General features: G+C 71.9%; 17 protein-coding genes and 1 riboswitch. Of the genes, 12 read left to right on the top strand and 5 right to left on the bottom strand.

The annotated features are described in order from the left end of the window. Positions 1-77: 77 nt before the first annotated feature. The 7 genes from QQX13_RS13160 (at position 78) to QQX13_RS13130 (ending at position 6,895) form a co-directional block, all read left to right on the top strand. Positions 78-980: an NAD(P)-dependent oxidoreductase gene (locus tag QQX13_RS13160; RefSeq protein ID WP_301118294.1), complete on the top strand. Its 903-nt coding sequence runs from the start codon at positions 78-80 to the stop codon at positions 978-980. A gap of 36 nt (positions 981-1,016) precedes the next feature. Then, entirely contained in the window at positions 1,017-1,481 is a 465-nt protein-coding gene (locus tag QQX13_RS13155) for a GNAT family N-acetyltransferase (protein WP_301118295.1), read from the top strand. A 26-nt stretch (positions 1,482-1,507) separates the two neighbouring features. Beyond that, entirely contained in the window at positions 1,508-2,332 is an 825-nt protein-coding gene (locus tag QQX13_RS13150) for an alpha/beta fold hydrolase (protein ID WP_301153614.1), read from the top strand. Between the two features lie 297 nt (positions 2,333-2,629). Continuing rightward, entirely contained in the window at positions 2,630-3,613 is a 984-nt protein-coding gene (locus QQX13_RS13145; protein WP_301118297.1) for an ABC transporter permease, read from the top strand. A 12-nt stretch (positions 3,614-3,625) separates the two neighbouring features. Further along, a complete protein-coding gene (locus QQX13_RS13140; protein WP_301118298.1) occupies positions 3,626-4,594 on the top strand; it encodes a carbohydrate ABC transporter permease in 969 nt (322 codons plus the stop codon). 30 nt (positions 4,595-4,624) lie between these two features. After that, entirely contained in the window at positions 4,625-6,397 is a 1,773-nt protein-coding gene (locus QQX13_RS13135) for an extracellular solute-binding protein (RefSeq protein WP_301118299.1), read from the top strand. Positions 6,398-6,595: 198 nt separating this feature from the next. Continuing rightward, positions 6,596-6,895: a hypothetical protein gene (locus tag QQX13_RS13130; protein WP_301118300.1), complete on the top strand. Its 300-nt coding sequence runs from the start codon at positions 6,596-6,598 to the stop codon at positions 6,893-6,895. A gap of 112 nt (positions 6,896-7,007) precedes the next feature. Here QQX13_RS13130 and QQX13_RS13125 read toward each other — a convergent pair whose 3' ends face one another. Genes QQX13_RS13125 through QQX13_RS13115 form a run of 3 tightly spaced genes read right to left on the bottom strand, consistent with a single transcriptional unit; the run spans position 7,008 to position 10,962 of the window. Then, positions 7,008-7,610 (bottom strand): YesL family protein, encoded by a 603-nt coding sequence (locus tag QQX13_RS13125; protein ID WP_301118301.1) that lies wholly within the window; start codon positions 7,608-7,610, stop codon positions 7,008-7,010. Continuing rightward, a complete protein-coding gene (locus QQX13_RS13120) occupies positions 7,607-8,608 on the bottom strand; it encodes a LacI family DNA-binding transcriptional regulator (protein WP_301153612.1) in 1,002 nt (333 codons plus the stop codon). The genes QQX13_RS13125 and QQX13_RS13120 overlap by 4 nt, the downstream gene beginning before the upstream one ends. After that, on the bottom strand, positions 8,602-10,962 hold the full coding sequence (locus QQX13_RS13115; RefSeq protein ID WP_301153610.1) for a glycosyl hydrolase family 95 catalytic domain-containing protein: 2,361 nt from the start codon (positions 10,960-10,962) through the stop codon (positions 8,602-8,604). Before QQX13_RS13115 ends, QQX13_RS13120 begins: the two co-directional genes overlap by 7 nt. Before the next feature lie 64 nt (positions 10,963-11,026). Between QQX13_RS13115 and QQX13_RS13110 the strand changes: the two genes are divergently transcribed. The 4 genes from QQX13_RS13110 (at position 11,027) to QQX13_RS13095 (ending at position 18,149) form a co-directional block, all read left to right on the top strand. Beyond that, the gene (locus QQX13_RS13110) at positions 11,027-13,066 is read left to right on the top strand and encodes a beta-galactosidase (protein WP_301153609.1); all 2,040 of its coding nucleotides are present in this window, start codon (positions 11,027-11,029) and stop codon (positions 13,064-13,066) included. Then, complete coding sequence (locus tag QQX13_RS13105; RefSeq protein WP_301153608.1) at positions 13,063-15,576, top strand: glycoside hydrolase family 3 C-terminal domain-containing protein; 2,514 nt, start codon at positions 13,063-13,065, stop codon at positions 15,574-15,576. The genes QQX13_RS13110 and QQX13_RS13105 overlap by 4 nt, the downstream gene beginning before the upstream one ends. A 148-nt stretch (positions 15,577-15,724) precedes the next feature. Next, complete coding sequence (locus QQX13_RS13100) at positions 15,725-17,113, top strand: hemolysin family protein (RefSeq protein ID WP_301153606.1); 1,389 nt, start codon at positions 15,725-15,727, stop codon at positions 17,111-17,113. Further along, entirely contained in the window at positions 17,106-18,149 is a 1,044-nt protein-coding gene (locus QQX13_RS13095) for a hemolysin family protein (RefSeq protein ID WP_301118307.1), read from the top strand. The genes QQX13_RS13100 and QQX13_RS13095 overlap by 8 nt, the downstream gene beginning before the upstream one ends. A gap of 22 nt (positions 18,150-18,171) precedes the next feature. On the opposite strand, the gene QQX13_RS13090 is transcribed toward QQX13_RS13095, so the two are convergent. Further along, entirely contained in the window at positions 18,172-18,315 is a 144-nt protein-coding gene (locus QQX13_RS13090; RefSeq protein ID WP_301118308.1) for a methionine/alanine import family NSS transporter small subunit, read from the bottom strand. Further along, positions 18,312-19,910, bottom strand: a complete 1,599-nt coding sequence (locus QQX13_RS13085; RefSeq protein ID WP_301118309.1) for a sodium-dependent transporter — start codon at positions 19,908-19,910, stop codon at positions 18,312-18,314. Before QQX13_RS13085 ends, QQX13_RS13090 begins: the two co-directional genes overlap by 4 nt. Before the next feature lie 121 nt (positions 19,911-20,031). After that, positions 20,032-20,145, top strand: a riboswitch (SAM riboswitch). 17 nt (positions 20,146-20,162) lie between these two features. Here QQX13_RS13085 and QQX13_RS13080 point away from each other — a divergent pair. Further along, positions 20,163-20,579, top strand: coding sequence for a hypothetical protein (locus QQX13_RS13080; protein WP_301118310.1), 417 nt, complete (start codon positions 20,163-20,165; stop codon positions 20,577-20,579). Positions 20,580-20,805 lie beyond the last annotated feature (226 nt).

Raw genomic sequence — 20,805 nt, 5'->3', positions numbered from 1 at the left:
GAGGCTACGCGACGGGAAGGCGGGAGGCCTCCCGTTCGTTCCACCCGCATCGTCCCCCATCGACCCGAGGAGCGCTCATGCCCACCGGCACCCTGTCCGACACCCCCGCCACCGTGACCGTCGCCGTGCTCGGCACGGGGATCATGGGCTCGGCGATGGCGCGCACCCTGGTGCGCGCCGGACACCGTGTGCGGGTGTGGAATCGGACCCACGCGCGCGCCGCCGAGCTCGCGGGCGACGGGGCCACGGTCGCCGTGACCGCGGCGGAGGCCGCGCACGAGGCGGACGTGGTCCTCTCGATGGTGCACGACGGCGACACGGTGACCGAGGTCATGCGGCTCGCCGCCCCCGGCGTGCGGCCGGGGGCGGTGTGGATCCAGTCCTCGACCGTGGGAGTCGAGGCGCAGCGCGGGATCGCCGAGCTCGCGCGTGAGCTCGAGGTCGTGCTGGTCGACGCGCCCGTGCTGGGCACGCGCGAGCCGGCAGAGGCCGGCCAGCTGACCGTGCTTGCGGCCGGTGCGGACGAGGCCCGTCCCGTCGCGCAGGCCGTGTTCGACGCCGTCGCGGCGCGCACCGTCTGGACGGGCGACGATGCGGCGGCAGGGTCGGCGCAGGCGCTCAAGCTCGTGGTCAACAGCTGGGTCCTCGCGGTGAACAACGCTGTCGGCGAGAGCGTCGCGCTGGCCGCGGGCCTCGGAGTCGACCCGCGGCTGCTCCTCGACGCCGTCGCGGGCGGCGGGCTCGACATGGGCTACCTGCGCCTCAAGGCCGGGCTGATCCTCGACGAGCGCCTCTCCCCTGCGTCCTTCGCGACGGAGACCGCCGCGAAGGACGCGGACCTGATCGTGGACGCCGCCGCGCGGGCCGGGGTGAGGGTCGACGCGCTCGCCGCGGCGGGCGGGCGCCTGCACCGCGCCGTCGGCGGCGGCCACGGCTCCGAGGACATGGCGGCGGCGTACTTCGCGTCGTTCGAGGGGTAGCGCGCCGGGAGCGGTCTCACCGCGTACGGTGGGCGCATGGTTCAGCACCCCGTCCGACTCGCCACCCGCGCGGATGCCCGCGCCGCGGCGCAGCTGCTGCACGACTTCAACAAGGAGTTCGACGCCCCCACCCCGGGACCGGAGGTGCTGGCGGCCCGGCTGGCACGGCTGCTCGACCAGGGGGACACGTTCGCCTACCTCGCGGGCTCGCCCGCGGTGGGGATCGCGCTGGTGACGCTACGTCCGAACGTGTGGTTCGACGGTCCGGTCGCTCTGCTCGACGAGCTCTACGTGCGCCCCGACCTGCGCGGGCGCACCATCGGCACCGACCTGATCCGCGCGGTCGCGGACTACTGCCGCGAGCTCGGCGTGGACTTCCTCGAGGTCAACGTCGACGAGGGCGACAAGGACGCGCTGCGCTTCTACGTCCACCACTCGTTCGCGCTGCGCCAGCCCGACACCGGCGAGCGGGCGTTCTACCTCACGCGCGCGCTCGGCTGATCGCCGCGGGGCGCTACGGTGCACCCATGATCGGCACGGAGCTCCACGTCACCCATGACGACGCACGCCTCCGGGTGGTGCTGTCCCCTGCCGCCGGGAGGCCCACGCTGGTGCTGCTGCACGGCATCACCGATGGCGCCGCGACCTGGGGCCGCGTCGCGGAGCGCCTGGCGGGGTGCTACTCGCTGGTGATGCCCGACGCGCGGGGCCACGGCGGCTCGAGCCGGATCACCGGCTCGATCGACATCGAGACGCTGGTGGACGACGCCGCGGCGGTGCTCGATCACCTCGCGACGGGTCGCGTGCTCGTGTGGGGCCACTCCATGGGCGCGGAGACGGCGGCCCGCCTCGCCGGCGCCCGCCCCGACCTGGTGCGCGCGGCCGTGCTGGAGGACCCGCCGTTCCACGACGCGCCCCCCGCGGAGGCGGCGGGCGGCGACGACGACCCGCACCTCGCCGCGTTCGTCGAGCTGCTTCACAGCGTGGGCGACATGACCCCGGAGCAGCGCATGGCGATGGCGCGCGCGTCGAACCCCGGCTGGCACGACGACGAGCTGGCGCCGTGGGCCGACACCAAGGCGGACTTCGACACCTCCGCGCTCACGCTGCTCGACGGCGGGCTGGGCCGCGACTGGCGGGCGGCCGTCGCCGCGATCGCGTGTCCGACGCTGCTGGTCACGGGCGACGCCGGCGCGATCGTGACGCCTGAGGTCGCGGCCGAGGCGGCCGCTCTCGCGCCGGCCGCGCGCGTCGTCCGCATCGACGGCGCGGGCCACAGCGTGCACCGCGACCGTTTCGACGCCACCGTCGCCGCCGTCACGGCGTTCCTGCGCGACGTCGTGGCCGACTGAGCCGTCGCCGCGACGGCGACCCGCGCATCGTCCCGCCCCTGGTAGCGGCGGATGCGCACGAGAGAGCGCTCTCGCCCGATATTCCCGACGCCGCGGCATCGTTACATTTCCGTGACGCCGGGCATTTGACGAAACGGCGTCCCCCGCTCTACTGTCAGTCGAAGCGATTCGAAAGTTGCCGCCGCCAACGAATGTCGGAAGGTCGGCAAGGTCCTCGCACGAAGGAGTGAGTATGGACGAGCGTTCAGCAGGCGTCGGGGACGACGCCGCGCGCCCCTCCGCTACGGGGGTGGCGCGATGACGTCATCGATGATCCTGGCGGAGACCACCGCCGAGCAGATCGAGGAGCGCGGCAAGAAGCCCAAGCGGGGCGAGCGCGGCCCGGGCAAGAAGTCGTTCACGCCGTTCTTCCTGATCCTCCCCTTCCTCATCCTCTCCTTCGTCTTCGCGTACCTGCCGCTGTTCGGCTGGGTCTACTCGCTGTACGACTACAAGCCGGCGCTGGGCCTGTCCGGCTCGGAGTTCGTCGGGCTCCAGTGGTTCCGCCTGCTGGTGAGCTCGCCCACGCAGCTCGCGCAGATCGGCCAGGTGCTGGTCAACACCCTGGCGATCAGCTTCCTCGGGATCGCGACCTCGATCCTCCCGCTGGGCTTCGCGGTCCTGCTCAACGAGATCCGCGCGAAGTGGTTCAAGAACGCCGTGCAGACGCTCACCACGCTCCCGAACTTCATCTCGTGGGTGCTGGTCTACATGATCGCGTTCTCGCTGTTCTCGACCTCGGGCCTGGTCAACGACATCCTGATGGACGGCGGCCTCATCACCGCCCCGATCAAGTTCCTCGACACCGATCAGCACGTGTGGCTGACCATGACCCTCTGGAGCGTCTGGAAGGGCCTGGGCTGGGGCGCGATCATCTACCTTGCGGCGATCTCGGGCATCGACCCGTCGCTGTACGAGTCGGCCCGCATGGACGGCGCCGGACGCTGGCAGACCATCCGCTACATCACCATCCCGCAGCTGATGCCCACCTACCTGGTGCTCCTGCTGCTCTCGGTCGCGAACATCCTGAACAACGGCATGGAGCAGTACTACGTGTTCCAGAACGCGTTCAACCAGAAGTACATCCAGGTGCTCGACCTGTACGTCTACAACATCGGCATGACGGGCAACAGCCTGTCGATGGCGACCGCGATCGGCATGCTCAAGTCGCTCATCTCGGTCGCGCTGCTGCTCACCGTCAACTGGATCGCCAAGCGCGTGCGCGGCGAGTCGCTGGTCTAGGAGGCGAACATCATGACCACCACGACCACCACCGTCGCGAAGCCGACCAAGCCCGCGAAGGCGCGCCGTCGCAAGGGCCACGACCACGACCGGACGTTCGGCGACATCCTGTTCGCGATGGCGAACTACTCGCTGTTCGCGCTGCTCGTCGTGATCTGCGCGTACCCCTTCTACTACCTGATCATCAACTCGGTCTCGGCGAACGACATCTCGGCGCTCGGCGACGTCCGCCTGTTCCCCCAGGGCTTCCACCTGTCGAACTACGAGCAGGTGTTCCAGCTCCAGGGCCTGCCGATGGCGGCCGCGGTCTCCGTCGGTCGTACCGTGATCGGCACCCTGCTGACCGTGCTCGCCTCCGCGTTCCTGGGCTTCATGTTCACCCAGCAGCGGATGTGGGGCCGGAAGTTCTGGTACCGCTTCCTGATCATCACGATGTACTTCAGCGCGGGCCTGATCCCGATCTTCATCATCATGAAGAACCTGGGGCTGACCAACACGTTCTGGGTCTACATCCTGCCGTTCATCGTGCAGCCGTTCTTCGTGATCCTGGTCAAGACCTACGTGGAGTCGATGCCCGCCTCGCTGCAGGAGGCAGCGGAGGTCGACGGCGCGTCGCTGCTGCAGGTGTTCTTCAAGATCTACCTGCCGAACATGACGCCGATCCTCGCGACCGTGGCGATCTTCTCCGCGGTGACGCAGTGGAACAGCTTCCAGGACACCCTGATCTACATCACCGACCAGAGCCTGTACACCCTCCAGTACCTGCTCTACATGTTCATCAACCAGGCGAGCTCGCTGGCGCAGGCCGCGCAGAACGCCGGCGGCAACCTGGGTCAGATCGCCTCCGCGGCGACCACCCAGACGCCCACGTCGATCCGGATGACCGTGTCCGTGATCGTCGTGCTCCCCATCATCTTCATCTACCCCCTCTTCCAGCGCTTCTTCGTGAAGGGGATCATGCTGGGCGCCGTCAAGGGCTGACGTCGCTCGAAACCATCAGAAAGGAAAGCAATGAAGCTGACTAGGACGACCGCGGCCTTCGCCGTCGCGGCGGTGGTGACGGCAGGGGCGCTGGCATCGTGCTCCTCGGGCGGTGGCTCCGAGGAGACCCCGACCTCCGCGACCGGCTCCGAGACCGGAGCCTTCCCCACCTCGTGGGACGAGGAGATCACGATCGACGTCTTCGCCGGTCTCGCGAACTACATGGGCATGCAGCAGGGCTGGTTCGCGAAGATCGTCAAGGACAAGTTCAACATGAACCTCAACATCATCGCGCCGAACGTGGCCGGTGGTGGTGACACCCTCTACAACACGCGCGTCGCGGCCGGCGAGCTGGGCGACCTGATCGTCACGGACAAGGGCCAGAAGCTCGACGAGCTGATCCAGGGCGGGCTCGTGGGCGACATGTCCGAGTACTACCCGCTGATGGAGAACGTCGGGCAGTTCGACACCGCGATGGACAACCTCAACGCGGAGTCCGGCGGCGTCTACGCGTTCCCGACCTCGGTGTCGCACCTCATGCCGACGGACGCCTCCGAGGGCCTCAACCCGACGTTCGGCCCGTTCATCCGCTGGGACTACTACGCGGAGCAGGGCTACCCGTCGCTCGACACCCTCGAGGACCTCCTCCCCGTCCTCAAGCAGATGCAGGAGGACCACCCGACCGGCGACAACGGCCAGCCCACCTACGGCTTCTCCCTGTTCAAGGACTGGGACGGCAACATGATGGTGACCGCGAAGCAGCCCGCCTGCTTCTACGGCTACGACGAGATCGGCTTCGTGCTCGCGAAGGCCGACGGCTCGGACTACCAGTCGATCCTCGACTCCGACTCCGAGTACGTCCGCAGCCTGCGCCTGTACTTCGACGCCAACCAGATGGGCCTGGTGGACCCCGAGTCGACCACCCAGAACTACGACACCCTGTACTCGAAGTTCCAGAACGGCCAGGTGCTGTTCGCGTGGTGGCCGTGGCTCGCGCAGACCGCGTACAACACCGAGGACAACATGGCCGCCGGCAAGGGCTTCGAGATCGCCCCGGTCGACGACATGGAGGTGTTCTCCTACGGCGCCGAGGCCTACGGCGGCAAGCAGGTCTTCGCGATCGGCTCCAAGGCCGAGGACCCCGAGCGCATCGCGGCCTTCGTGGACTGGCTGTACTCGCCGGAGGGCGCGTACGCGAACTCCGCGCAGACGCTGGGCTCCGCCGGTCCGCAGGGCCTGACCTGGGACATCAACGACGCGGGTGAGCCCGAGCTCACCGAGTTCGGCAACGAGGTGTTCCTCGGTGGCGGCGCCACCACCCCGGAGGAGTGGGGCGGCGGCGACTACCTCGACGGCGTCTCCGCTCTCAACACCATCTCGGTCCTCCCGATCGACGTGGACCCGAACACCGGCTTCCCCTACAGCTACACCTTCTGGCCCTCGTACCAGGAGGCGACCGCCACCCCGCTGAGCGAGGACTGGTCGGCCAACATGGGCGACGCCACGTCGACGATGGACTACCTCTCCACCAATGACAAGCTCCTGGTCGCCCCCGGCGCCAGCTTCACCATCCCGACCGACTCGTCGGAGGTCGAGACGCTCCGCAACCAGATCAAGGCGATCGTCATCCAGTACTCCTGGCAGATGGTCTTCGCCAGCGACGAGGCGCAGTTCGAGTCGCTGCTCAAGGAGCTGCAGGACACCGCCAACGGCCTCGGCTACGAGAAGGTCCTCGAGACCGACATGGCAAACGCCGAGATGCAGAACGACGCTCGCGTCGCGGTGACCGCCGCGTTCCAGTGATCTGACGGTCATCACACGGAGGCCCCGGGGCGCATGCCCCGGGGCCTCCGTCGTGCCCGGGGACGATGCCTTCCGCGTCTCGCTCCCCCGCCGGTTCGCGCGCTGTGAGGACATGAGTGCACGTTTCGAGTCGAAACGTGCACTCATGTCCTCACAGGACGCATGAGAGTCGAGGGGCCAACGGCGCACACTGGAAGGGTGAGGGTGGAGCTGCTGCACATCGCCGACTGCCCGGGGCACGAGCGGGCCGCGAGCCGTCTGCGCGCCGCGCTGGACTCGCTTGGGCTCGCCGCGACGCGGATCGAGGAGGTGCGGGTCGGCGCCGGGTCGATCCCGGCCGGATTCGCCGGCTCGCCCACCATCCTCGTGGACGGGACGGACCTGTTCCCCGGCACGCCACCGCTGGCGCATCTCGCGTGCCGGGTCTACCGGACGGGTGCAGGACCGGCGAACAGCCCCTCGTCGGAGCAGATCCTGGCGGCGCTGGCCTCGCGTTGAGCGTGCGCGAGGTCCGTGGTCTCCCCGCAGGAGGCGACGATGCGCCGAGAGGGGCGGTCAGTTCCCCGCAGCGGGTGTGGGGAGCCGAGGGAGAAGGACGTGGCGGTCCAGGCTACGCGTGACGGCTGAAGATGTTCCGGTACAGGAACGCCGAGGCGTAGGCCATCATCGCGAACCCGATGCTGAGGACGATGAACGCGAACGGCGGGAAGATCATCGTGATCGACGCGACGGTCGCCGGGATGAGCAGCAGGCCGATGGTGCGGACCGGCTCGGCGGCGGGCAGCAGCAGCGCGTTGCGCAGGGTCTGCCTGAACGTGTTGCGGTACCGCGCGACCAGCGCCATGCCGTGCGTGAAGGCCGCCACCAGGTACGCGGCGACCAGCAGCGCGACCAGCGACAGGATGGTCGAGACGGTGGTCTCCTGCGCGAACCAGAACACGGCGGCGAAGGTCAGCAGCACGAACGGCACCAGCAGCGCGAGATAGACCGCGGTCGCGGGCCGGAAGTTGCGCTTGAACGCCGGCAGGAAGTCCTCGAGGGGACGCCCCCGCTCGTCGTCGGAGTACTTGATCATCACCTCGAGCAGCGCCGAGGTCGCGGCACCGATGGTCACCACGGGGATGCACAGCACGATGAAAAGCACGTTGAGGGCGACGAAATGCAGGAACATCGTCAGCCCCTGCACGGACCTGCTCTCCGGGTCGATGTTCATGAGTCGATCCTGGCACGTGACGGCTCGCCCACCGCGAGCTCGGGGGGCAGCAGCTGGACGGACGGGTGCGCTCCCCCGGCGAGCATCGCGCAGATCATCTCCGCGGCGGACTCGCCCAGGGCCTCCGCCGGCACCGCGATGGTGTCGGTCAGCCCGTGAGCCCGCAGCGCCCCCTCGCGAGACGTGAGTGCCAGGCAGTCGGGCGCCGTCGCGCTCGGCACGTGGGCGCGGATGCGGTCGGCGATGAACGGCAGGGCGCCGTCGTTGTGCACCAGGATCCCGGTGATGCCGGGGTCGGCGGTCAGGACCGCGTCGACCTCGGCCAACGCCTCCGCAGAGTCCGGGATCGGGTGGGTCGAGCCCTCCACGCCGCGCGCCTCGCATGCCTCCAGGAAGCCCCGGATCAGGCGGTCCGCGTACGACGTGTGCCGCTCCATCACGGCCTCCGGCGCGCCGAACAGCGCGAGCCGCGTGTGGCCCAGCCCGACCAGCCGGTCGACCGCGAGCCAGCCCGCGGCCTCGAAGTCGAAGTCGATGCACGGGATCGACCGCCGCCCAGCGGGCAGCCCGATGAGCACCGAGGGCTGGTCGAGCTCCGCGATGGTCGCGAGGCGCGCGTCCTCGGACTCGACGTCCATGATGAGCAGGGCGTCCACCATCGAGCCGCGCGAGGCGCGGGCGAGCCCCTCCGCCTCGTCGCTGGACAGCAGGAGGATGTCGTAGCCGTGGACCCGCGCGCGCTGCACGACGCCCGCGACCACCTGCATGATCACGGGCACGTCGACTCCGGTGCGCAGCGGCGCCTGGAGCCCGATCACCCGGGTCGAGCGGGACGCGAGGGACCGGGCCCCCGCGTGCGGCCGGTAGCCGAGCCGTGCGATGGCCGCCTGCACCCGGCCCCTGGTGTCGGCGGAGATCGCGCGCTTCCCGCTCATGACGTAGGACACGGTCGAGGTCGAGACGCCCGCCTCGCGGGCGACGTCGCTGATGGTCACCATGCGTGGGCCCCCTCGCCGACGATCACCGACGGGTTGCCGGGGACGATGCGGTGCTCGACCTCGGCGCCGTCCGGCGTCGCGACGGTCACGGTCGCCGCGCGGGCGTCGCTGTGGAGCACGGCCCGGGTCAGCAGCCCGCCGCGCCACTCGAGGTCCACCGTCACTCCCCCGCGGGCACGCAGCCCGCGCACGGCACCGTTGCGCCACCCCGGCGGGAGGGCGGGCAGCAGCCGGAGGACGCCGCCGTGCGACTGCAGCAGGGACTCGGCGACGCCCGCGGTCAGTCCCATGTTCCCGTCGATCTGGAACGGCGGGTGGGCGCTCAGGAGGTTCGCGTAGACGCCACCCCGATGCTCGGCACCGTGCTCCTCGGCCGGGCGCAGGGCCAGCCGCAGCTGACCCTCGACCCGCGCGCCGTCCCGCAGACGCGCCCACATCGAGGTCCGCCACGCCAGCGCCCAGCCGGTCGACTCGGGGCCGCGGGCGAGGATCGAGGCCTCCGCCGCCGCCGCGAGCTCGGGCGTGCCGTCCGGCGTGATCTGCGCGTACGGGAAGAGGCCCACCAGGTGGGAGAGGTGACGATGCAGGGGCTCGGGCTCGTCGAACGGCCGGTCCCACTCGAGGATGCGGCCGTCCTCGCCGATCACAGGGTCGGGCAGCGCGGCGGTGAGCGCGGTCAGGCGCCGCACCCACGCGGGCTCGAGCCCGAGCTCGCGCGCCGCCGCCGCGCACACGGCGCCGAGTTCGCGCAGCAGCGCGACGTCCATGGTCGCCGAGGTGGTGACGGAGTGCTCGGCGCCTTCGGCGTCGAGGAAGTGGTTCTCGGGCGACGTCGACGGGCTGGTCCAGGCGCCACCCTCATCCCCCTGGATCCACGACAGCGCGAAGGCTCCGGCGCCCTCGAGCACCGGCCAGGCGCGCTCGCGCAGCCGCGTCACGTCGCCTCCGAAGGCGTACTGGTCCCACAGGTGCAGCGCGAGCCACACGCCTCCGAGGGGCCAGAACGCCCACGCGGGGTCGCCGTGGCCGTCCCCGACCGGCGCCGCGAAGCCCCAGGCGTCGGAGTTGTGGTGCGCGACCCAGCCGTCCGCCCCGTACAGCTCGCGCGCGACCTCGCGGCCGGGACCGGACGCGAGGCGCGCCACGAAGTCGAGGAGCGGCTCGTGGCATTCGGCCAGGTTCGCGGTCTCCGCGTGCCAGTAGGCCATCTGCAGGTTGATGTTGATCGTGTAGGCGCTCGACCACGGCCCCGGCAGCTCCGCGTTCCACAGCCCCTGCAGGTTGGCGGGCAGCCCGCCCGGGGCGGACGATGCGATGAGCAGGTACCGCCCGTAGTGGAACGCGAGCGCGACCAGGCCCGGGTCCTCCCGGGTGAGCGCCTGCGCGACGCGGGCATCCGTGTCGAGCGCTCCGGCGTCCGCGGGCGACCACAGGTGGAGGGCGCAGCGCTCGTACAGCTCGGCGTGGGCGGCCCGATGCGCGGCGAGCAGCACGCGAGCGGGCGCGCTCGCCGCGTCGGTCACGGCGCGTGCGGCGTCCGCGGCGTCGCCGCCGGCGTCCGCGGTCGCGGTGCCGACCACGATCACGTGCTCCGTCGCGGCCTCCGACACGAGCGAGCCGTCCAGCACCCGCGCGCCGGCGCCGCCGCGCACCGCGACGGCGCCCACGCGGCCCGACACGAGGTCGTACACCACGGGCTCGGCCGGCTGCTCGTGACCGGGCGCGACATCCACCGGAAGGTGGACCTCCCGGACCAGCGCGCCGGCCACGTCGTGGTCGTCGCCCCGCGGGCGCAGCAGGCCGGACAGGCTCGCCCGCACCTCGACGGGCACGTCCGCGGTGACGTGGTGGACGATCGCCCCGGACGGCCGGTCGCCCCACGTGCGGTGCCGGACCGCGACGCCCCCGACACGGTACGAGTGCTCGGCGACGCCGCTGCGAAGGTCGAGCTCGCGCTCGAGGTCCGCGACCTCGCCGCCGAGCGCCGCGCCGTCGACGCCGGTGACCTCGAGCGTGAGGGTGCCCAGCGGGAGGTACGCCTGCGCCCACGGTGCCTGCTGCTCCTGCACCAGCCGCTCCGCCTCCGCGTGGTCGCCCGCGGCGATCGCGGCGCGGATGAGCGCGAGGTGCTCGGGGCCGCGCACCTCCGGCGCGATCCCGGCGAGCGCGCCGCCGGGGTACGGGCCGGACCACGCGGTCACGTCGTTGAGCCACAGGGTCTCGGTGAGCGGACGCCCGGCGCACATGGCGCCGCGGTGGCCGTTGCCCACGGGCAGGCCGTCGAGCCAGCCCGCGGCGGGCGTGGAGTAGCGCAAGGTGTGCAGCACGTCATCGGTCTGCGTCGACACGGTCATGTGGGTAGTATAGGGTCTCCGTGTTGAAGCGCTTCGACAGTTTGACGACGAGGTTGAACCACCCATGACGCACCAGGTCCCGACGCCCGCCTCCGGGCCGTTCCCCGTGGCCCTCGACGGCCGCATCGTCTTCGGCGGCGACTACAACCCCGAGCAGTGGCCGCGGGAGGTGTGGGACCAGGACGTCGCCCTCATGCGTGAGGCCGGCGTGAACCTGGTGACGGTCGGGGTCTTCAGCTGGTCGAGCCTCGAGCCGGCCCCCGGAGAGCGCACCTTCGAGTGGCTGGACGAGGTGCTGAACCTCCTGGCAGACAACGGCATCGCCGTCGACCTCGCCACCCCGACCGCGTCCCCGCCGCCGTGGCTGGGGATCGACCACCCGGAGACCCTCGCGGTGACCGCCGACGGGGTCCGGATGAGCGCCGGATCCCGCAACCAGTTCTCCCCCTCCTCCCGCGTGTACCGGGACGCCGCGCTGGCGATCACCCGGGACCTGGCGGCCCGGTACGCCGCCCACCCGGCGGTGCGGATGTGGCACGTGGGCAACGAGTACGGCCAGGTCGACCACGGCGACGAGGCGGCCCGCGAGTTCCGCATCTGGCTGCGGAACAGGTACGGCTCCATCGAATCGCTTAACCGCGACTGGGGCACGGCCGTGTGGTCGCAGGGGTACCGGAGCTTCGAGGACGTCGTGCCGCCGCGCGCCGCGCCCTACGTGATGAACCCGACCCAGGCCGTCGACTTCCGGCGGTTCAGCTCGGACCAGATGCTCGCCGTCTACAGCGAGCAGCGCGACGCGATCCGCGAGGCCGGCGCGACCCAGCCCATCACGACCAACTTCATGGGCTTCTTCCCTCACGTCGACTACTGGTCGTGGGCGGACCAGGTCGACCTGATCGCGGACGACCAGTACCCGGATCCCGGCGACCCGCACTCCCCCTCGGACATCGCGCTGGTTCAGGACCTCATGCGCTCCCTGGGCGGCGGCCGGCCGTGGCTGCTGATGGAGCAGGCGATCAACGCCGTCTCGTGGCGCCCGCACAACCTGCCCAAGAGCCGCGAGCGCGGGCTGCTCGACTCGTACCAGGCGGTCGCCCGCGGAGCCGACGGCGTCTGCTTCTTCCAGTGGCGCCAGGCCTCGGCCGGCTCCGAGCGTCACCACTCCTCGATGCTCCCCCATGCCGGCGCCGACTCCGAGGTGTTCCGCACCGTCTGCGAGCTCGGCGCGGGGCTGGCTCGTCTCGCGCCGGTCACGGGCGGACGCGTCGAGGCGCAGGTCGCGATGCTCTTCGACTGGCCGTCGTGGTGGGCGGCGGAGGAGCCCGGCGGGCTCACGACCCGCCTGCGCACCGTCGAGCAGCTGACGCGCTGGTACCGGGTGCTGTGGCGCGCGGGCATCGCGGTGGACATCGTCCGTCCCGGCGCCGACCTCTCCGGCTACCGCGCCGTGCTCGCGCCCCACAGCTACGTGATCGGGGACGATGCGGCGGAGACGCTGCGCGCCGCCGTCGCGGCGGGCGCCACGGTGGTGGTGGGGCCGTACTCGGGTGTCGCCGACGAGCGCGGCCACGTCCTCACCGGCCGCTCGCCCGTGAGGATCGCCGACCTGCTGGGCGCCAGCGGAGAGGAGTGGGCATGCCTGCCGGACGGCGACACCGCGCTGGCGGCGACCGACGCGTGGCCCACCGCTCCGGCAGGCCTCACCGCCGGCATCCTGGGCGAGCGCCTGCGCGCCGACGACGCAGAGGTGCTCGCCACCTTCGGGCACGGGCACCTCGCGGGACTGCCCGCGATCACCCGTCGCCGCGCCGGCGATGGCGCGGCCTGGTACGTGGGTGCGGTGCTCGGCGACAGCGCGCTGGACGCCCTGCTCACCGAGGCGCTCGACGCCGCGGGCGTCTCCGGCATCGTCCCCGGCAAGCCGGCCGACGTCGAGGCGGTCCGCCGCGGCGACGCCCTGTTCCTGCTCAATCACGGCGACACCGAGGCCACCGTGGCCCTCGCGACCCCGGGCCGTGACCTGCTCTCCGGCGAGGTGCTGGAGGGAGCCGCGGTGCTCGCACCCGGCCAGACCATCGTTCTCATCGAAGGAGAGACCCCGTGACCGAGGAGACCCCTCGCTACCGCCGCATCGACCTGAGCGTCGCGGAGCGCGCCCAGGACCTGCTGGACCGCCTGACGCCCGAGGAGCGGATCGCGATGCTGCACCAGGTGGTGCAGCCCGTCGAGCGGCTCGGGCTGGGCGAGTTCCACACCGGCTGCGAGGCGCTGCACGGCGCGGCCTGGATGGGCACGGCGACCGTGTTCCCGCAGCCCGTGGGCCTCGCGGCGACGTGGGACCTGGACCTGGTGGAGCGCGTGGGCGCGGTCGCCGCGACCGAGGTGCGCGCCAAGCGTGCGGAGAAGGCGTCCGTGAGCCTCAACGTGTGGGCGCCCGTGGTGAACACGCTGCGTCACCCGCTGTGGGGTCGCAACGAGGAGGGCTACTCGGAGGACCCGCACCTCACGGGCGAGATGGGCGCCGCGTACGCGCGCGGCCTGCGCGGCGACCACGAGCGCGTCTGGCGCACCGTGCCCGCGCTCAAGCACTTCCTGGGCTACTCCAACGAGTCGGACCGCTCCGTGACCAGCTCCGAGATGTCGCTGCGCACGCTTCACGAGGAGGAGCTGCCGGCGTTCCGGTGCGCGCTCGAGACGGGCGCCGCGGGCGGGATGATGCTCGCCTACAACCGCGTGAACGGGAAGGCCGCGCACACGCAGCCGGAGCTCGTCTCCGTGGCGCGCTCCTGGGCGCCCGGGTCCATCGCGGTCGTGTCCGACGCCGCCGCGCCGACCTTCCTGGTGACCACCCAGCGCGAGGAGCCCGACTTCGTCCACGGCGCGGCCGCCCTGGTCCGCGCGGGACTCGACTCGTTCACCGACAACGACGCGAACTCGCAGCCCACCATCGATCAGATCACGGCCGCGCTCGACCAGGGGCTGCTCACCATGGCGGAGGTCGACGCGGCCGTGCTGCGCCTGCTCGAGCTGCGCGTGCGCACGGGCGAGCTCGACGGCGACGCCGACCCCTACGCCGGGATCACCGCCGAGGACATCGACCTGCCCGCCTCGCGCGAGCTCGCGCGCGAGGCCGTGGCGCGCTCCGTCGTGGTGCTGCGGAACGATGCGAAGGTCCTGCCCCTCGCCGCGCCGACCAGGGTCGCGGTGGTGGGGCCGCTCGCGGACGACATCCTCACCGACTGGTATGCCGGCACCCCGCCCTACAAGTCGACCATCGCGGGCGCGCTCGCCGAGCGCTTCCCCGACGCCGCCGTGGAGGTCGCCACGGGCGCCGACACCGTGGCCCTGCGCGCCGCATCGTCCGGCCGCTATGTGACCGCGAGCGCCGACGGCGCCACCGTGATCGCGGACGCCGACGCGGCGGGCGATGCCGCGCTGTTCGACATCACCGACTGGGGCGACGGGGTCCTCACGCTGCGCTCCCACGCGAGCGGCCTGCTGCTCACCGGCGGGCACTGGCCCGTCCGCGCCGACGCCGAGCGCGTCGGCGGCTGGGTCGCCCAGGAGAGCTTCCGCCGCGTCACCCATGCCGACGGCACCTGGTCGCTGCTGCACCTCGGCTCGGGCCGCTGGCTGCGCGTGATGCGCGAGGCCGGCCTGGTCTCCGCGGACGCCGTCACGCTCGACGCGGCCGAGCGGTTCACGGCGCGCGTGGTCCGCTCGGGCGCGGAGGCGGTGGCGACCGCCGCCGCATCCGCGGACGCCGTGATCGTCGCGGTGGGCAACGACCCGCACCTGGCCGGACGCGAGACCGAGGACCGGCCGCACCTGTACCTGCCCGAGGCCGCCGCCGAGGTCTACCGCACCGCACGGGAGGCCAACCCCCGCACCGTCCTCGCCGTCGTGTCGAGCTTCCCGTACGTGCTGGGCGAAGGCGTCGCGGACGCCCCGACCGTGGTGTGGTCGAGCCACGGCGGCCAGGAGCTCGGCCGCGGCCTGGTCGACGTGCTCGCCGGCGACGTCGAGCCCACCGGCCGCCTCGCGCAGTCGTGGCCGGCGCACCCTGACCAGGCGGGCGACCTGTTCGACTACGACACGCTGCGCCAGCAGGCCACGTACCGGCACCAGCCCGCGCCGATGGCCTTCGCCTTCGGCCACGGCTGCACGTACGGCGAGGTGACCTACGCCGGCGTGACCCTGTCGGAGGGCGAGGTGGCCGCTCCCGCGCCCACGCATCGTCACCCTGCGCTCACGCCCCGGTCCGACGAGACCACCGTCACCGCGACCGTCACGGTCCGCAACGGCGGCGCCCGCGCCGCCGAGGAGCTGGTGCAGGTCTACGCGGTCGGCGACGGCACGACGCGCATCCCGACCCCGCTGCGCCTGCTGCTCGCCTACCGGCGTGTCCGCCTCGAGCCCGGCGAGACCAGGGAGGTCGAGCTGACGTTCGCGGTCGACCGGCTCGCGGTGTGGGACGACGAGCTGCGCCTCGAGGGTGCGCCGTCCGACTGGCTCCACGAGGGGGCGTTGCGCGTGCAGCCGGGGACGTACACGATCGCGGCGGGGGCGTCTGCGGACCGCCTCGACGTCGAGGCCGTGCTCAGGGTCGCCTGAGGCGCGGCGGGCGGGATCGTCTAGGATCTGAGGCCATGTCCGACGGTCATAGTCAGGGGCGCCGGCCCGGTGGGCGGGGGCTCCCGCCGGCGCCAGCCCCCGCCCACCGCTCGCGCGCCCGCGCGCCCCGTCCCCGGAGAGGTCGAGCATGACCGCCGCGTGGCTGCTGCTCCTGCTGGCGCTGATCCTCATCGCGGCGAACGCGCTGTTCGTCGCGGCCGAGTTCGCGTTCGTCACCGTCGACCGCCCGACCGTCAAGAAGGCCGCCGAGGGCGGCGACCGTCGCGCCGCATCGTTGCAGGCCGCCCTCAAGCGGCTCTCCACGGAGCTGTCGGGCGCGCAGCTGGGCATCACCGTGACCAGCCTGCTGGTCGGATTCATCGCCGAGCCCTCCATCGCGACGCTGCTGCGCGGCCCGCTGGAGTCCGCCGGCCTGCCCGCAGGCACGGCGACCGCCGCCTCGTTGACGGCCGCCTTCCTGCTGGCGACCATCACGCAGATGGTCGCGGGCGAGCTCATCCCCAAGAACTGGGCGATCGCCGAGCCGCTGCGGGTGGGCCGAGCCGTCGCGGGACCCCAGCGCGCGTTCACCTGGTTCGCCGGACCGCTGATCCGCGTGCTGAACGGCAGCGCCAACCGGATCGTGCGGGCGCTCGGCATCGAACCCCGCGAGGAGCTCGCGTCGGCGCGCTCCGCGCAGGAGCTGCACTCGCTCGCGGAGCGCTCCGCGGAGTCCGGGGACCTCGAGCCGAGGGTGGCCCGCCGCCTCGCGCGTGCCGCCGAGATGGGTGAGAGGTCGGCGTCCGATGCGATGACTCCGCGCACCCGCGTCCACTTCCTCGAGGCCGACGCGCCGGTGTCGGAGGTGCTCGAGATCGCGTCCCGCACCGGCCACGCCCGCTTCCCCGTCACCGGGGAGGACGTGGACGATGTGGTGGGCGTCGCGCACTTCAAGCGCGCGTTGGCCGTGCCCGCGCGGCAGCGTGGCAGGACCACGGTGGCCGAGATCCTGCTCCCCATCGACTCGGTGCCGTCGACCATGCCGCTCAGCTCCGTGCTCGACGCGCTGCGCACCGGCTCCCAGATCGCCGTCGTGGTCGACGAGTACGGCGGCACCGACGGCGTGGTGACGCTCGAGGACCTGGTCGAGGAGATCGTGGGCGAGATCGAGGACGAGCACGACCGCCCCGTGCGGCGCCACCGACGCCTCAAGGACGGCCGCTGGTCGCTGTCGGGCCTGCTGCGACCCGACGAGGCGGGCGAGCTCATGGGACTCGAGCTGCCCGAGGCGCGGGAGTCGGACACGCTGGGGGGCCTGCTCACGGAGCACCTCGAGCGCTTCCCCGAGGTGGGCGACACCGTCGAGCTGGACGCGCGCGACGAGGCCAACCGTGACGAGGACGGCATCGCCACCCCCGTGCAGGTCCGCATCGAGGTGACCCGCCTCGACGGGCACCGCGTCGACCGCGTCGCCATCGAGGTGGTCGCGGTCGACGACGAGGACGACGCGCAGGGCGAGGAGGTGTCCCGTGGCTGACTGGGTCGCGATCCTCATCGCCATCGCGCTGCTCGTGGGCAACGCCTTCTTCGTGGGCGCCGAGTTCGCGCTCATCTCCGCCCGCCGCACCCAGATCGAACCGCGCGCTGCCGAGGGCTCGTGGGCCGCTCGCGTGACCGTGCGCGGCATGGACCGGGTGTCGCTCATGATGGCCGGCGCACAGCTGGGCATCACCGCCTGCTCGCTGGGCCTGGGTGCGATCGGCGAGCCCGCCGTCGCCCACCAGCTCGAGAAGCCGCTCGCGGCGATCGGGATCACCGGCGCGTGGCTGCACGGCATCGCGTTCGCCGTCGCGCTGGTCGTGGTGGTGGCGCTGCACATGATCCTCGGCGAGATGGTGCCCAAGAACATCGCCATCGCCGGCCCCGAGCGCGCGGCGCTGCTGCTCGCTCCCCCGCTGTACGGGCTGGTGTGGATCCTGCGGCCCCTGATCTGGCTGATGAACGCGCTCGCGAACCTGGGGCTCAAGGTGCTGAGGGTCGAGCCGCGCGACGAGGTCGCCACCACGTTCTCCGCGGAGGAGGTCGCCGGCCTGGTCGCCGAGTCGCACCAGGAGGGTCTGCTCGACGAGGCGGAGCGGCGCGTGCTCGACGGCTCGCTCACGCTCAGCTTCGAGACCGTCGACTCGGTCATGGTGCCGCGGGACGAGCTGATCACGCTGCCCGTCGACGTCACGCCCCAGAAGGCGCAGCAGGCGACCGTGCGCACCGGGTTCTCCCGCTTCCCGCTCACGGACGGCGACGAGCTCGTCGGCTACCTGCACCTCAAGGACTTCGCGACGGTGCCGCGCGGCGGTGCCACGCGGCCCATCCCGGACGATGCGGTGCGTCCGCTCACGTCGATCCCCTCCGGGTCGTCGCTCGAGCAGGCGCTCGGGCGCATGCAGGCACGCGGCACCCACATCGCGCTGGTGCGCGGCGAGGGGGGTGTGGTGCTGGGCGCGGCGATGCTGGAGGACGTCATCGAGAGGCTGGTCGGCGAGGTCGTGGACGTCGGCCAGGAGCTGCAGGCCTGACGGGGCGGCGCTGCGCCGGACCTCAGTCCGGGACCTGCGTGTCCTCGCCTCCGGGTGGCATGTCGGCGGCCTCCGGTCGCCGGCTGAGGAACATGATCGAGGCCACCAGCCCGCCCCAGATCACGACCATCACCACGACCATCAGGGTCATCGCCGCGGCGCTCATGACGCGCTCCCCTCGACCGGCGCATCGTCCCTCCCGGGCGGCAGCCCCAGCTGCTGACGGGTCGGCCACGGCCGGAAGTGCACGATGTCCCGCCGCCACCTGAGCCACGGCATCACCAGTGCCGCCGCCAGCAGGAACGCCGCGGTGCCCCACCCGAAGATCGCCAGGTAGGACGTGGGGTAGCCCTCGTAGCCGTCGCGCGCGAGAGAGACGGCCTTGGTCGCGAACATGTAGATCAGCAGCACGGACACGGCGTTGACCAGCACCAGCCACCACGTGCCGAGCTTGAGGGTCGACACGGCGCTGAGGTGCCGCTGCAGCTCGCGGGAGCGACCCCCGAACCAGAGGGCGGCCGCGATCATCGCGATGGCGCCGGCCACGATCCCGAGCTGGTTCGACCACTGGTCCACCACGTCGAGCAGGTACAGGCCCGTGGTGGTGCCGAAGCCGATGATGGACAGCACCGCGGAGACCACGCCGACCGCGACCGCGGAGCCCCGCGGGTGGAGGCCGAACTTGTCCTGCAGCGCCGCGGAGATGGTCTGCATGACGGAGATCAACGAGGTGAGCCCGGCGACCACCAGCGATCCGAAGAACAGCGCTCCGAACAACGGCCCGCCCGGCATCTGCGCGATCACCGCGGGGAAGGTCACGAAGGACAGGATGGGCCCGGCGAGGCCGTCGAGCTCCGCGACGGGGACGTCCTGCTGGTGCGCGAGGAAGCCGACGGTGGCGAACACGCCGATGCCCGCGAGGACCTCGAAGGAGCTGTTGCCGAAGGCGATCACCAGGCCCGGCGAGGTGATGTTGGAGCGGCGACGGCGGTACGACGCGTAGGTCAGCATCACGCCGTAGGCGAGCGAGAGGGAGAAGAAGATCTGACCGTAGGCGGCGATCCACACGTTCGGGTCGGTCAGCGCGCTGAAGTCGGGGGTGAAGAGCGCGTCGATGCCGTCCGCCGCGCCGGGCAGGGTGAGCGCGCGCACCACGAGGATGCCGAAGGTCGCCACGAGCAGCGGGATGCCGATCACGTTGAGCCGCTCGACGCCGTTGTGCAGGCCGAGCGCGAGCACCACGATGGTGATGATCCAGATCGCCGCGAGGGGGATCAGGACATGGGGCACGAAGCTCAGGCTGACGGTGCCGGCCTCGCCCAGCTGGAGGTACTCGCCGGTGAAGAAGCCCGCAGGGTCGTCCTTGTAGGCCAGGGTGAAGCTGAAGAAGAAGTAGCTGAGCGCCCAGGCGATCACGGCCGTGTAGTACAGGCCGATCACGAAGCAGATGGCCACGTGGAACCAGCCGACGCCCTCCGCGCGCCTGTGCACGCGGCGCATCGCGAGCGGCGACGAGCCACGGAAGCGGTGGCCGATCGCGTTCTCGAGGAACAGGATCGGGATGCCGGCGGTGAGCAGGGCCACCACGTAGGGGATCATGAACGCTCCCCCGCCGTTGTCGTAGGCCTCGCCGGGGAAGCGCCAGATGTTGCCCAGACCCACCGCGGAGCCGATCGCGGCGAGGATGAACGCGGTCTGGCCGGACCAGTGCTCGCGCTTCTCGTGGGTGTGCGGTGCTGCGGCTTCAGGCTGGTCGCTCATGGGTGCCTCCCCGTGCTGGCGCTACGGAGATCACGCTAGTGCCAGGCAGGTCCCGGTGCAGGGCGGCGAGGTCCCGGGCCCGCGAGCCCGATGTCGGCGTCGGCCGCTACAGTCGGGAGTGGATCACGAAGCCTGGCCTCAAGCCCTCCAGCCGGCCAGCTGGCAACCGCGTCCCGACACGGTGCCCCTGGAGGAAGATCCGCCGCGCGTCGACCGGCGCGCGGAAGGACGGATTCTCTGAAGGAGAGAACCATGGCTGACGCCACCCTGCCCCCGTGCATCCTGTCGCAGGCCGGGCACGCCCTGCACCCGATCCAGCTGCGGCTCGCGCGGAACGCGGCGACCGAGATCGAGTACGAGCTGCTCGGTGAGCATCCCGACGGCATCTACGTGGTGCGCCGCGATGCGACGTCCCCCGTCGAGACCTGGTGCATGCACCAGCAGTGGCGGGATGTGGCCCGCCGCGCGTTCCGGGCGGGCGTCACCGAGGTGATCGACCACACGCATTCGCTCGCCACCATCAACGGCACGGCCGTCTCGTACACCACCCCCGAGCACTGGCGTGAATGCCCGCCGCCCGGGGAGCTCACCCCGTGGGAGCGCGGCTTCCTCACACGCGCCGAGCTCGCCGCATACCTGCGGGCGCGGAACGCGGGCGACGGGTCCTGACCCGAGCCGTGTCCGGAGAGTGCACGAGGGTACGGCATCGGTCGATTCCGGACCCGCGTGCCCTGCTGGGGCGCCGGCGCGCGGGCGGGTGAGCGACCGCGGCGGCGGCCCCCACCGGCGGCGCACGATGCGGCGCGCGAGTGACCGCCGGCGTGGGGGTGGCGCGCGGCGCCGCCGGAGCGACCGGCACCGGCGCCGCTGCCGCCGTTGCCGCCCGAGCGACCGG

Source organism: Demequina lignilytica, from assembly GCF_030418375.1.
GTDB lineage: Bacteria > Actinomycetota > Actinomycetes > Actinomycetales > Demequinaceae > Demequina > Demequina lignilytica.
Note: the sequence above shows the minus strand (reverse complement) of the source record. Positions and strands in the feature narration are given on the sequence as shown.

Excerpts from the sequence above, each read along its gene's own strand:
- QQX13_RS13115 (WP_301153610.1), bottom strand. The coding sequence starts at position 10,962 with ATGACCGTGTCGACGCAGACCGATGACGTGCTGCACACCTTGCGCTAC.
- QQX13_RS13090 (WP_301118308.1), bottom strand. The coding sequence starts at position 18,315 with ATGAGCGCCGCGGCGATGACCCTGATGGTCGTGGTGATGGTCGTGATC.
- QQX13_RS13145 (WP_301118297.1), top strand. The coding sequence starts at position 2,630 with ATGACGTCATCGATGATCCTGGCGGAGACCACCGCCGAGCAGATCGAG.
- QQX13_RS13140 (WP_301118298.1), top strand. The coding sequence starts at position 3,626 with ATGACCACCACGACCACCACCGTCGCGAAGCCGACCAAGCCCGCGAAG.
- QQX13_RS13110 (WP_301153609.1), top strand. The coding sequence starts at position 11,027 with ATGACGCACCAGGTCCCGACGCCCGCCTCCGGGCCGTTCCCCGTGGCC.
- QQX13_RS13135 (WP_301118299.1), top strand. The coding sequence starts at position 4,625 with ATGAAGCTGACTAGGACGACCGCGGCCTTCGCCGTCGCGGCGGTGGTG.
- QQX13_RS13160 (WP_301118294.1), top strand. The coding sequence starts at position 78 with ATGCCCACCGGCACCCTGTCCGACACCCCCGCCACCGTGACCGTCGCC.
- QQX13_RS13085 (WP_301118309.1), bottom strand. The coding sequence starts at position 19,910 with ATGAGCGACCAGCCTGAAGCCGCAGCACCGCACACCCACGAGAAGCGC.
- QQX13_RS13080 (WP_301118310.1), top strand. The coding sequence starts at position 20,163 with ATGGCTGACGCCACCCTGCCCCCGTGCATCCTGTCGCAGGCCGGGCAC.
- QQX13_RS13150 (WP_301153614.1), top strand. The coding sequence starts at position 1,508 with ATGATCGGCACGGAGCTCCACGTCACCCATGACGACGCACGCCTCCGG.
- QQX13_RS13120 (WP_301153612.1), bottom strand. The coding sequence starts at position 8,608 with ATGGTGACCATCAGCGACGTCGCCCGCGAGGCGGGCGTCTCGACCTCG.
- QQX13_RS13155 (WP_301118295.1), top strand. The coding sequence starts at position 1,017 with ATGGTTCAGCACCCCGTCCGACTCGCCACCCGCGCGGATGCCCGCGCC.
- QQX13_RS13125 (WP_301118301.1), bottom strand. The coding sequence starts at position 7,610 with ATGAACATCGACCCGGAGAGCAGGTCCGTGCAGGGGCTGACGATGTTC.
- QQX13_RS13100 (WP_301153606.1), top strand. The coding sequence starts at position 15,725 with ATGACCGCCGCGTGGCTGCTGCTCCTGCTGGCGCTGATCCTCATCGCG.